The following is a 12,973-nucleotide window of genomic DNA, read 5'->3' on the forward strand; positions in this document are numbered from 1 at the left end:
GAAATTGAAACCAAAACATAGTTAGAGCAATAGACCGCATTAGGGATAGAAGCAACTGTTTGCCCTCTTATTGTGTAGCGCAGCGGAATAATAAAGCGAGTGCGAATAGCCCGGGCCGCAGGCAATGCCCATATGTAGAATCTCAAAATACTAAAATAAAAAAAACTTTTCGAAATAGTGTAACTTTTACGCAACTTCATACGTATAACTATTTGTACACTTAAAAAATTGAGGAGACAAAAACATGAGACAACTTAAAATCACCAAGCAGGTAACGAATCGTGAAACTGCATCATTAGACAAATATTTACAAGAAATTGGAAAAGTTGACCTTATTACCGCTGACGAAGAGGTAGAATTAGCACAAAAGATAAAAGCTGGGGATCAAAAAGCCTTAGAGAAATTGACAAAAGCTAATTTACGTTTCGTTGTTTCGGTAGCAAAACAATACCAAAATCAAGGACTTACACTTCCTGATTTAATCAACGAAGGAAATTTAGGACTGATCAAAGCCGCACAACGTTTTGATGAAACCCGTGGTTTCAAATTCATTTCGTATGCTGTATGGTGGATTCGTCAATCGATCTTACAAGCATTGGCTGAGCAATCTCGTATCGTTCGTTTGCCTTTGAACAAAATTGGATCTATCAATAAAATCAACAAAATGTATGCCTTATTAGAGCAATCTAACGAGCGTCCACCATCTGCTGAGGAAATTGCAAAAGAATTGGACATGACCGTAAATGATGTTAAAGAGTCTATGAAAAACTCTGGTCGTCACTTATCCATGGATGCACCTCTTGTAGAAGGAGAAGATTCTAACCTTTATGACGTTTTACGTTCAGGTGAATCTCCAAATCCAGACAGAGAATTAATTCACGAATCATTGCGTACTGAAATCGAGCGTTCCTTAGAGACATTGACTCCGAGAGAAGCTGATGTAGTTCGTTTGTACTTTGGTCTTGGCGATCAACACCCGATGACTTTAGAAGAAATTGGAGAAACTTTCGACCTAACTCGGGAGCGCGTGCGTCAAATCAAGGAAAAAGCAATCCGCAGATTAAAACATACTTCTAGAAGCAAAATACTAAAAACTTATTTAGGATAAAATAGCTACAAGTCATAAAGTCAAAAGTCATAACGTTAAGTAACACTATGACTTTTGGCTTTGGACTAATAAAAGTAACGACGGTCTGATTAACTGTTCGTTTTTTGATTGATGATTGAAACCTCGGCTGATTACCGAGGTTTTATTTTTATCAATAAAACCTCAGTCTGTTCTCCGCCACGGCGGATCGGGTATCCGAGGTTTTATTTTTATAAAAAACTGATCAGTCGAAACTTTTCTCTAGTGTTTAGCTTCGCTCTATTCCGCTTTCAATATCAAGTTTGAAGTACTATTTTTTCTATCTCAATTCTTTTCACTTTTCACTTTTCACTTTTCACTTTTCACTTTTCACCAATATGGCGTAACCCTCCGTAAACACTTCGGGTCGGGCTTTTCGTTACAATCTTTTTATTTAAAAAAATAAAAAGGATTTCCACTTCAATCCCTTACGCAAATTACAGAATAAAATACGAATTTCATCCCAAAAAAACTTTCGCCAATTGCTGCAAAAAAAACTACTTTTGCACAAACAACAACTTAAGAATCTGAAATAAATACAGATTAAACAACTACACAATGAAAAACACACTTATCGCACCATCCGTATTAGCCGCCGATTTTGGAAACCTGCAACGCGACATCGAAATGATCAACAACAGCCAAGCCGATTGGTTTCATATTGACATTATGGATGGCGTTTTTGTTCCTAACATTTCTTATGGTATGCCCGTGCTGGAAGCGATTAACAAACATGCAAAAAAAACGATTGATGTACATTTAATGATTGTAGATCCAGATCGTTATATCAAAACTTTTGCTGATTTAGGCGCTAACATACTAAGCGTACACTATGAAGCATGCACACATCTTCACAGAACGCTACAAGCGATTAAATCTGAAGGAATGAAAGCTGGAGTAGCCATAAACCCTCATACTAATATTGATCTGTTGGAAGACGTAATCAACGATATTGACCTAGTTTGTATTATGAGCGTAAATCCAGGTTTTGGAGGACAATCCTTTATTGAAAACACCTATGCTAAAGTTGAAAAGCTAAAAGCTTTAATCACCAGAAAAGGAGCATCGACATTAATTGAAGTGGATGGTGGTGTTACTAACAAAAATGCAAAGCAACTGGTAGAAGCTGGAGCAGATGTTTTGGTTGCAGGTAGCTTTGTCTTTAAGGCCGAGAATCCAGCACAAACCATACAAGATTTAAAGAAACTTACTAGTTTCTAAAAAGACAAGTTTACAATAAAAAAGTTCCGCTCTGATTTGAATTAGAGCGGGACTTATGCTATTTTGACTTAATCAAATAATAGATTGCTCTCTGTCATATTAAAAAATCTTTTCTCTATAGATAAAGCTGTAAATGGCATTGAAAAGACTATTTTTTAACAAGTAGTCACGCAAAAACTGTCTCATTAAGGCTTACCAATTCTTTATTGCCACACTTAATTTGTCGATTTTGAGCACTTTACTTTGAATTTTAATTGACTGTAGTTGACCTTTTTCCTCTTGTATTATAGTTCCGCTTTTATAATTACAAATTAAAATACACCTTAGTAATCCGCACTTGTTTTTCAGACTAAGTCATTAAATCCATAACTGCTCAACGTACAAAGAAAAAGAGGCGATTATTTAAAATAGCACTTCGATTATCCGTTTTTATCCGACCATCCCTCAAAAAAATATTACTAGGTGCAAAGTACACCAACTGCTATTTTTAGTTAATAAGTGATCCGTTTAAATTTATAAAATTTGACGTCTACACCAACACAGCTATTTAAAATAATAAACAACCGTACAATTCCTCAAACTGCTCCGAGAAATAATACGGTCCAGACACAACTAAAATTTTTTAATCATAGTGTCAAGTACCATTGTCTTTTTTATTGTCCTTATTAATTCTGCAAACCAAACGACAACTACCTAATTGTTAAAATCAGTGTGTCTTAGGATGAACTTTTGTTGAAATTTAAGTTTGTTTAATAGATTTTTGATGACAACAGTAGCTCCTTTATTTTCAAGTTATTTTATGGCTGAGTTATTACAAATACTATTATTTCAAACAGAAATCCCCTAGCCCAGATTGAAGCGAAAATCCTTTTTTATTTTTGACATAAAAATAAAAAGATTGTAGTGTAAAGCTGGAAATAGCTCCTAAAAGAAAGACTATCTGTTTAAAAAAGAGCAAAAAAAAACTCCCCAATTTCTTGAGGAGTTTTTTAAATTATTCTAAAATAGCATTTCCTTTTTTATCGTAGAAATGATACTCTAAATACGTGTAAGCGTCACGAGGTATGATTTTCACCCATTTCTTATGTTCAAGAAACCATTTTGAACGTAATGATGGAAAACCTTTACTGAGGTATGCAGCCACAAATGGATGTACATTAAGCACAACATGCTTATGGATTTTTAAAATTCGTTCTAGATCAAAAGCGATTTTATCAATGATTTGAATTGGCGCTTCAATTTCGCCACTTTCATTGTTTGGATCCTCTTCTCTAGTTTTAATATTAACTTCGGGCCTTACTCTTTGACGTGTAATTTGGACTAATCCAAATTTACTCGGAGGTAAGATCTTATGTTTTGCTTTATCATCGCTCATTTCTTCTTTCAAGAAGTCGAACAAGACTTTACGATTTTCAGGATTTGACATATCGATAAAATCGACTACAATGATACCGCCCATATCTCGAAGACGCAATTGTCTAGCGATTTCGGCAGCAGCAATCATATTGACTTCCATGGCAGTATCTTCCTGGTTGGTGGCTTTATTAGAACGGTTTCCACTATTGACGTCGATAACGTGCAAAGCTTCAGTATGTTCAATAATAAGATAAGCTCCCTTACTCATGGACACTGTTTTTCCAAAAGAAGTTTTGATTTGTCTCTCTATGTTGTATTTCTCAAAAATGGGTGTGTCCTTTGATTGATAAAACTTAACAATTGATTGTTTGGATGGTGCAATTTCTTGCAAATAATCCTTGGTTTGATTGTACAACTCTTCATCATCAATCTGAATACCACTAAAGGTATCATTAAATACATCTCTCAATATCGAAGAGGCTCTGTTGAGTTCTCCTAATACTTTAGACGGATGATGAGCAGTTGGTAATTTTTTACACATTGCAGTCCATCTGCTGAGCAGGTTCTGCAAATCTTTTTCTAATTCGGCTGTATTTTTGCCTTCGGCTACTGTGCGAACAATAACACCAAATCCTTTTGGTTTGATGGATTGTACTAATCGTTTCAAGCGTTCTTTCTCTTTTTTGTCTTCTATTTTTTGTGAAATAGAAACACGGTCAGAAAACGGAACCAAAACTATAAATCTTCCGGCAAGAGAGAGCTCAGCGCTAATTCTTGGTCCCTTTGTAGATATAGGTTCTTTGACGACTTGTACTAAAACAGATTGATTGGAACTCAAAACATCAGTTATGGTGCCATCTTTGTCTATTTCTTTTTCAAACTGAAAGGTTTTTAGGGAGAAATCTTTTAATTTACCTGCGCTTACAAGTTTTATGAATTTCAGTTGGGAAGCTAAGTTAGGTCCTAAATCATGATAATGTAAAAAGGCATCTTTTTCGAAGCCAACATTCACAAAAGCAGCATTAAGTCCTGCAACAGGTTTCCTGATTTTGGCAATAAAAATATCACCAACTTGGAAGTTGCTTTTCTCCTCTTCTTTGTGTAATTCAATTAGTTTTCCATCTTTTAATAAGGCAAAATCTACGGCTTCAGAACTAGATCGGATGATTAATTCTTTATTCACGCTGTACATTTTTATCCGAACTTTTTAGTTTTCAATTTTCGGTTTTCAGCTTTAGCTTTACAACTAACAACTCATAACTTAGAACTCATAACTGAATTGTTAGGATGGATTAAACAATATTTTAACAGGTATTGTACCCGGGGAAACTTAAAGATTTTTGATTCTTGATTCTTGATTTCAGATATTTTAAAAAAAATCTGCCATCTGCAATCTTAAATCCTAAATCATTCTGTTTCAATTTCAATGAACTTTTAAACTTAAAAAAGAAAAAAGTAGTTTAAAACTACTTTTTCTTTTTGTGACGGTTAGCTCTCGCTCTTTTTTTACGTTTGTGCGTTGCTACCTTATGTCTCTTTCTTTTCTTACCACTTGGCATATCTTGTCGATTTTATGATTAATTAATATTATTATTTTGCTTCGTTATTTGTTTTCACTCCTTCTACAAAAACTTTTGCAGGTTTGAATGCAGGAATGTTGTGTGCAGGAATTTTTATTGTAGTATTCTTGGAAATATTTCTTCCTGTTTTTTCCGCTCTAGTTTTCACTATAAAACTTCCAAAACCTCTTAAATAAACATTGTCTCCAGTTTCTAATGAATTTTTTACTTCATTCATAAAAGTCTCTACAGTTGCCTGTACATCTCCTTTTTCAAGACCTAATTTTTCTGAAATTTTTGCTACGATATCTGCTTTCGTCATTTTCTTTCCTATTTATAATTTTGTACTGTTTTTTTGAGTTTGCAAATATAGGAATTTAAAAAACAATTATTCAAGCTAATTGATTAAATTTTAATCACATAAACTTTTACTTTTGCAGTCTAATATTTTAAGATGAATTTTTCTAACCTATTGATAAAATGGTATTTACAAAATAAACGCGAATTACCATGGAGAAATACCACCAATCCATACCCTATTTGGCTCTCTGAAATTATGCTACAACAGACTAGAGTTGCTCAAGGCACCCCTTACTTTTTGTCTTTTACTACCGCCTTCCCCACTGTTTTTGACCTAGCTGCGGCGAGTGAAGAACAAGTTCTAAAACTATGGCAAGGTCTGGGTTATTATTCTCGTGCCCGAAACTTGCATAAAACGGCGCAATACATCGCCTATGAATTAGCAGGAGTTTTTCCGGGATCTTATAAGGAGTTGTTGCAATTAAAAGGAGTGGGCGAATACACAGCAGCTGCAATTGCCTCTTTCTCCTACGATGAAGTTGTACCTGTTGTAGATGGAAATGTATTTCGGGTTTTATCTCGTTATTTTGATATTGAGACTGATATTGCCTTGGCTTCCGCCAAAAAAGAATTCGCTGCTCTTGCTTTCGAATTAATGCCAAAAGCCAATCCGGCAACGTTCAATCAAGCCATTATGGAGTTTGGCGCTTTGCAATGTGTACCAAAAAGCCCTAATTGTGGCATTTGTATTTTCAACGAAAGTTGTGCCGCTTTGCAAAAAAAGAAAGTAGATCAGCTGCCAGTCAAATCTAAAAAATTAAAAGTGCGTAATAGATACTTTAACTACCTAGTTGCTGCCGATGAAAAGGAAAATACGATAATTCAAAAACGAACCGCAAAAGGAATTTGGCATAATTTATATGAGTTTCCCTTGATAGAAACAGAAAAGGAAGAAGACTTTAATTTTATCAAGGAACAGATTCAAATAGATTTTTTTTCAAATAACGCCGTTACTAGTCTACTCGAGTGTAATGAAAAGAGTATCATTCACAAACTATCACACCAACATTTACACATTAAGTTTTGGAAAGTAACGCTTAAGGGCGTACTTAAAAACGGGATCGATAGTGAAACTTTGAAAACATTTCCTTTCCCAATTGTGATACATAATTTTATTGAATTGAATTAAGTATTTCCAAAAAACTGTATCTTTGATAAAATACCACATTCTAAAATGAACGGAACCTTAAATAAAGTAATGCTAATTGGTTTTCTTGGAGATGATATCAAAATGCATTATTTTGATGGAGGCAATTGCATTGGTAGATTTCAGTTGGCAACAAACGAGGTCTACATTAACAAAACCACCAACGAAAAAATCACCTCTACAGAATGGCATAATTTAGTTGTTCGAAATAAAGCGGCTGAACTTTGTGAAAAATACTTATCTAAAGGAGATAAAATATATGTAGAAGGACGTATTAAGTACCGCCAGTGGCAGTCAGAGGATGGAAGTACCAAACACACCACTGAAATTCAGGTAACCGAATTTACTTTTCTTACTACCAAAAAAGAGGGGGAAACTAACAAGCAATTCAATGCACCTGATGTTTCAAAAAACACTAATTTTGACCCAGAGAAAAATGTCTTGCCTATTAATGACTTGCCATTTTAATTGTCTAACTAATCCTTATTAATGTGGACCCAGAGCCCAGTTTGTTTTTTACTTATATTATTGATCCTACTTTAGCTTTTGGCCTTGCAATTGTAGTCGCTTTACTCTTTTGTTCTGCATTAATTTCTGGCGCAGGAGTCGCCTTATTCTCTTTGTCACAGAAAGACATTGACGAAATGATACTGGAAAACAAATCTAAAGCTAATCTAATTTCCAAACTTTTAGAAAAACCAAAAAAACTATTAGCAACACTCATGGTGGCTAATAATTTCATTAACATATCAATAATACTATTGTTTTCGTACGTCGGCAAAAGCATGTTTATAGCCATAACTGCACCGCTTTTAAAATTCATTATTGAAGTATTGATCATCACCTTCTTGATTTTATTATTTGGTGAAGTACTTCCCAAAGTGTATGCCAGTAGAAACAATAAAAAGTTTGCCAAGCTGGTTGCCTACCCTATCGCTTTTTTGGATAAATTACTATCGCCAATAAGCCTGCCCATGCGAGCCGTTACAATTTACCTTCATAACAAATTAGGAAAACAAAAAACAAATTTCTCAGTAGATCAACTGTCGCAAGCACTAGAACTTACTGCTTCGGATGAAACTTCTTCTGAAGAACAAAAAATATTAGAAGGCATTGTAAGCTTTGGAAACACGGACACTAGACAAGTAATGAGCCCTAGAATTGATATTTTTGCCTTAGAAATTGAAGAGTCTTTTTCAGTTATTTGCCCCAAAATCATAGAAAAAGGATATTCAAGAATTCCAGTATATCGAGACAATATTGACCAAATAGAAGGCGTTTTATTTGTCAAAGATTTGCTTCCGCATATCAACACGAACGAATTTGACTGGAAATCTTTGTTACGAGAACCCTTTTTTGTTCCTGAAAATAAAAAGTTAGACAACTTGCTAAAAGATTTTCAAAGTATGAAAAGCCATTTGGCTATCGTTGTTGATGAATACGGAGGAACCTCTGGGTTAGTATCTCTTGAAGACGTAATTGAAGAAATTGTTGGTGATATCAGTGATGAATTTGATGATGAACACATTAATTTTTCGCAAATTGACGACAAAAACTACCTTTTTGAAGGAAAAATAAACCTTAAGGATTTCTACCGAATTTTGGAGGTTGATGAAGAATCATTCGAGATCAAAAAAGGAGAAGCAGAGACACTCGCTGGATTTATTCTTGAAATTTTAGGAAATTTTCCAAAAAAAAATCAAAAAATTTCATTTGGAAACTACCTATTTACAATAGAAACAGTTGATGAGAAAAGAGTAAAACAAATTAAAGTAACGATTGAATAAGTACTAATGATAAAAAAAATAATCACTTTTTCGCTAATTATTACCATATCATTCTTAAGTTTTAGCTGTAAAGACGATGTCTTGCCTAAACCCTCAAGTTACTTGCGATTGGATTATCCCGAAGCAAAATATGTGAGTTTTGAAAACGAATGTCCTTTTGCTTTCGAAATGAATGCAGATGCAGTTATCAAAAAAGAGACTGATTGCGGTTTCACCATTACATATCCAAAAATGAAGGCAACAATTTATCTTACTTATAAACCAGTGGCAAAAAACATCAATGAACTACTGCGTGATGCGCAAAAATTAACTTACGAACACGTGATTAAAGCAGATGATATTCTGGAGCAACCGTATTTAAATGCCAACAAAAAAGTGTACGGAATGTTTTATCAAGTAGAAGGAAATGCAGCAACAAATGCACAGTTTTACGCAACAGATAGTACCAAACACTTTGTAACGGGTTCCGTTTATTTTTACGCTAAACCGAATTATGATTCTATTATGCCTGCGGCTAGTTACATAAAAAACGATATGCAGCGACTAATGGAAACCCTGAAATGGAAATAATACTTCAAACCCGTTGGGTGTAATTATACAGAAAAGACATTAATAGCTAAACATAAAAATTTAACCACCTAGAAGCATATAAAAAGAGAGTTGAATAGCTCATTACTTGGATTCACATAGCTATGTTTTCTCTGAATAAAGTGAAACGACTTTCAAAATGCACAGAAACTATGTTTATATGTGGTTAAAAAAAACATAAATATTGAATTACACCCAATGGGATATTTGAATAAAAAAAGCATTCGCTAGTAACGAATGCTTTTTTTTTGTAGAATTTGAAAGTCTGGTTTACGACTTCATATTCGAAACTTTGTATGTTTTACCGTCAGCAGCAGCTTCTACAACTGTTGTTAGTTTTTCTGGTGTTTGAACTGTTTTGTCAAAAGTTACCGTAGCCATTTTTGTGTCAAAATCTACTTTTGCTTTTTGAACTCCTTCGAGCCCTGTTAAATCTTCTTGAATAGTTTTGGCGCATCCTACAGCACATGTCATTCCTTCTACAGAGAAACTCGCTGTTTGAAGATTAGCAGCTGCGATTTCCTTTTTAACTTTTGGAGCAGCTGTTTCAGCAGTTTCTTTTGATACAGTTTCGGATTCTTTTTCTTTGCATCCTACAAATAAAACACTTGCAAGGACTAGTGTTACGATTGATTTTTTGAAATTCATTATGATGTAAATTTTAAAGATTAAAAGCATATTCGTGTTGTGCAAAATTAATTAAAAAAAGAAGCGCTAATTCATAAAATAATTACAATTTTGAGGCAAAATTATTTTTATGGAATCGAAGCAGTTAAAATGGGTGTACTTAGTCGTTCTTGCCTTAGTTTGGGGAAGTTCATTTATCTTAATAAAAAAAGGATTAATAGGGTTAACAGCTTTGCAATTGGGATCGTTGCGAATTATTTTTGCAGCTATTTTTTTAGTGCTTATTGGATTTAAAAGTTTGTCTAAAATTCCAGCATTTAAATGGAAGTACATTGCTCTAACTTCTTTATTTGGGACCTTTATACCCGCTTATTTATTTGCTATCGCGCAAACTGAAATTGATAGTTCTGTGAGTTCAATTTTGAATTCTTTGACTCCTTTGAATACACTAATTTTAGGAGCTCTTTTTTTTGGATTGCAATTCAAAAGAAATCAAATTTTTGGAATTCTAATTGGTTTAATAGGAAGCGCCTTGTTGATTTTGAACGGCGCAATTCATCATCCGGAACAAAATTATTACTATGCTATTTTGGTTTTAATAGCTTCGATATGCTATGCTGTCAATGTGAATTTAATCAAAAAATATTTGCATGACTTGAGTCCATTGAGTATTACTACCGGGAATTTTATGGTGTTGTTATTTCCAGCATTTATCATCTTGTTTTTCTCTGGTTTTTTTGAAGTGGTCAATGATGTAAAAGTACAGGAATCAGTTTTGTTTATTATGATTCTTGGGGTTATAGGAACTGGAATTGCTAATATTCTATTTTTTAAATTAATCCAAATGTCTTCTACTGTTTTTGCTACTTCAGTAACGTATTTGATTCCTGTAGTTGCTTTTTGCTGGGGGTTATTAGACAATGAAATGCTGACGCCAGTTCAGTTTTTTGGTGCTTTTATTGTTTTAATTGGTGTGTACTTATCAGCCAAGAAATAGTTTTAGTAGTCTGTTTGTTGTGATTGGTCATCGTTTTATGAATGTAGTGATGAGAATTTATATTCGCAAATGGACGGTTTTATTTTTAATAATGTGTGTAAAATAACAAAGGCTGCCTAAAATAGACAGCCTTTGTTTGTTAATTAAAGATTTGATTATTGAAAATCAGCATCTGTAACACCTTCGTTGATTTTTACGTCAGACATTTTTATGTCTAATTCAAAACCTACATTTTGGATGATATTAAAAGGAACTTTCACTCCTTTAACTTCTTTGTAATCTCCATAACTTGTCGTTTGAGTGATGCTTTGACCACCTTGTTCTACCACTTTAGATTCAGCTAATTTTAAACCAGAAGTTACATCGTAAAACAATGTCGTTTTACCGTTTTTAACGGCATAAGCGTCTTTTCCATTAATGGACTCAATTGTTTCTAGCGTTAAACCTTGTTTTTTAGAAAGAGCTAATTCTTCAAAAGGTGTTGCAGCAGCTTTCAAATCAGCAAGCATAGTTCCTTCGATATTTTGGCGTTGTCCTTGTTGCATTACGTAAGCCCCTTTTTCATTTACCACTTGCTTCATTATACTCATTGTTCCCATCGCTAATTCAACCATTAGTTTTCCTTTAGCATCAATTTTAGATGTGAAATTCAATGGTGATGGTGCTTGTGGAATAGTTGTAGTTCCGTTCATTACGATTGTTTTTACAGCTAAAGCTGCTTTTTCTCCACCAATAGCTTTGATGTAATTATCAATAACGCTTTTGGCAGTAACTCCTGCTGGAACTGGTTTTTTTAATTCTGGTTTCGCGGTTGCATTTCCGTATTTATCGAAGTACGATACTGGAAACTTTAATTTTTCTAATCCAGAAGCTACATCCGCTGCTTTTCCTACAATAACAATTCTGCTATTGTCAGCCAAGAAGTATTTATTAGCCACTCTCATTATATCGTCAGCAGTTACAGCACTGATATTTTTAATATAATTTTCATAAAAATCAGCTGGCAAACTTTGCGTTTGGATTCTTAAAGCGTAACCTGCTACCGTTTGTGGTTTTTCAATTTGCATTACAAATCGTCCAATATATCCTGCTTTTACGCTAGCTAACATTTCATCAGTCACTTTCTCCGTTCTGATTTTTTTGAATTCTTTGAAAATCTCAACAACAGTACTGTCCGTTACTGCGTTACGAACTTGTGTAGAAGCGTTGAACGTAGAAACGCGTTTGTCTCCGTAGATACTTGTTCTAGCGCCATACGTCCATCCGTGAGCTTCTCTTAAGTTCATATTGATATAACTGTTAAAGTCTCCTCCAAGGATTTGATTAGCAACTAAAACTGCAAAATAATCTGGATCAGTCATTTTAAGATTTGACATATTTACCACAGCAACTTCTGATTGAACCGCATTTGGCATGTCAATAAAGTTGATTTGTGTAGCAGAAACATCTTTTGGATCGCTATAAGAAATCGAAGGAACAGATGCTTTTTTCCATGATCCAAAGAATTTCTCTACCATTTTTTTTGTTTCGTTGAATTTTACATCCCCCACAATAATTAGGTAAGCATTACTTGGAACAAAATACGTACTGTAATTTGCTTTTACATCCGCAAGAGTTACGTTTTTCAAAGTAGCTTCGCTTACATACTCACCTGCAGGATGGTTTTTTCCATAAGTCAAAACATCAACAACTCTTGCTGCTACTGCTGAAACGCTTTTTTCATTCGCTTTTAATCCTTCGATAAGCTTCGTTTTCTCTTTGTCAAATTCTTCTTGTGTGAAGTTTGGGTTTAAAGCACCGTCAGCCATCAACTCTAAAACTCTGCCAGAATATTTAGATAATGCGCTTGCTGAAGCACCATTCGAACTAAAATTGATGTTGGCTCCTAAGAAATCAACTTCTTCATTGAAAGCTGTTTTCGAAATTTTTGTAGTTCCGCTTCCAATTAAAGTACTGGTCATGTCAGCTACTCCTTTTTTTTCACCTTCAGCATACGGATCATTGTCTAAAGTCAGGCTGAATGCTACTCTTGGTAATTTATGGTTTTCAACGACCATAACTTTTAAACCATTTTTTAATTCAAAGGTTACCGGTTTTCCAATTTTTATAGTTGGAGCGACTCCGGGTTTTGGCTGAGGGATGATTTGTCCTTGCATGATTACTGTTAAGAACAAGCTTGATAAAATTAATATTGATTTTTTCATA

11 protein-coding genes are annotated in these 12,973 nt (G+C 34.2%); 7 read left to right on the forward strand and 4 right to left on the reverse strand.

Going from position 1 to position 12,973, the window contains the following annotated elements; all coding sequences use genetic code 11:
* The first annotated feature begins 244 nt into the window (after window positions 1–244).
* Entirely contained in the window at window positions 245–1,108 is an 864-nt protein-coding gene (locus tag IWX83_RS01635; protein ID WP_007137700.1) for an RNA polymerase sigma factor RpoD/SigA, read from the forward strand.
* A gap of 576 nt (window positions 1,109–1,684) precedes the next feature.
* Window positions 1,685–2,347, forward strand: a complete 663-nt coding sequence (rpe, locus tag IWX83_RS01640) for a ribulose-phosphate 3-epimerase (protein ID WP_196827196.1) — start codon at window positions 1,685–1,687, stop codon at window positions 2,345–2,347.
* Between the two features lie 994 nt (window positions 2,348–3,341).
* Here rpe and IWX83_RS01645 read toward each other — a convergent pair.
* Together IWX83_RS01645 and IWX83_RS01650 are read right to left on the reverse strand one after the other, a co-directional pair.
* The gene (locus IWX83_RS01645) at window positions 3,342–4,886 is read right to left on the reverse strand and encodes a ribonuclease E/G (protein WP_073352029.1); all 1,545 of its coding nucleotides are present in this window, start codon (window positions 4,884–4,886) and stop codon (window positions 3,342–3,344) included.
* A gap of 407 nt (window positions 4,887–5,293) precedes the next feature.
* Window positions 5,294–5,584 (reverse strand): HU family DNA-binding protein, encoded by a 291-nt coding sequence (locus tag IWX83_RS01650; RefSeq protein WP_066080765.1) that lies wholly within the window; start codon window positions 5,582–5,584, stop codon window positions 5,294–5,296.
* A 132-nt stretch (window positions 5,585–5,716) separates the two neighbouring features.
* On the opposite strand from IWX83_RS01650, the gene mutY reads away from it, so the two are divergent.
* From mutY to gldD, 4 genes are read left to right on the forward strand one after another with little or no spacing between them, the layout of a single operon-like run.
* The gene (mutY, locus tag IWX83_RS01655; protein ID WP_073352001.1) at window positions 5,717–6,751 is read left to right on the forward strand and encodes an A/G-specific adenine glycosylase; all 1,035 of its coding nucleotides are present in this window, start codon (window positions 5,717–5,719) and stop codon (window positions 6,749–6,751) included.
* A 45-nt stretch (window positions 6,752–6,796) separates the two neighbouring features.
* Window positions 6,797–7,237, forward strand: a complete 441-nt coding sequence (locus tag IWX83_RS01660) for a single-stranded DNA-binding protein (protein WP_196827198.1) — start codon at window positions 6,797–6,799, stop codon at window positions 7,235–7,237.
* A gap of 23 nt (window positions 7,238–7,260) precedes the next feature.
* Window positions 7,261–8,556 carry a gliding motility-associated protein GldE gene (locus IWX83_RS01665; protein ID WP_196827200.1) on the forward strand — a complete coding sequence of 432 codons (1,296 nt, stop codon included), beginning with the start codon at window positions 7,261–7,263 and terminating at the stop codon, window positions 8,554–8,556.
* A gap of 6 nt (window positions 8,557–8,562) precedes the next feature.
* The gene (gldD, locus tag IWX83_RS01670) at window positions 8,563–9,126 is read left to right on the forward strand and encodes a gliding motility lipoprotein GldD (protein ID WP_073351995.1); all 564 of its coding nucleotides are present in this window, start codon (window positions 8,563–8,565) and stop codon (window positions 9,124–9,126) included.
* A gap of 288 nt (window positions 9,127–9,414) precedes the next feature.
* Here the strand turns inward: gldD and IWX83_RS01675 are convergent, their stop codons facing one another.
* Window positions 9,415–9,792 carry a heavy-metal-associated domain-containing protein gene (locus IWX83_RS01675; RefSeq protein WP_073352027.1) on the reverse strand — a complete coding sequence of 126 codons (378 nt, stop codon included), beginning with the start codon at window positions 9,790–9,792 and terminating at the stop codon, window positions 9,415–9,417.
* A 109-nt stretch (window positions 9,793–9,901) separates the two neighbouring features.
* On the opposite strand from IWX83_RS01675, the gene IWX83_RS01680 reads away from it, so the two are divergent.
* Window positions 9,902–10,768, forward strand: a complete 867-nt coding sequence (locus IWX83_RS01680; protein WP_073351994.1) for a DMT family transporter — start codon at window positions 9,902–9,904, stop codon at window positions 10,766–10,768.
* A gap of 155 nt (window positions 10,769–10,923) precedes the next feature.
* Here IWX83_RS01680 and IWX83_RS01685 read toward each other — a convergent pair whose 3' ends face one another.
* Window positions 10,924–12,972, reverse strand: coding sequence for an insulinase family protein (locus tag IWX83_RS01685; RefSeq protein ID WP_231379756.1), 2,049 nt, complete (start codon window positions 12,970–12,972; stop codon window positions 10,924–10,926).
* Window position 12,973: the final 1 nt, after the last annotated feature.

Source organism: Flavobacterium sp. CG_9.1 (assembly GCF_015751645.1).
Taxonomy (GTDB): Bacteria; Bacteroidota; Bacteroidia; order Flavobacteriales; family Flavobacteriaceae; genus Flavobacterium; species Flavobacterium xanthum.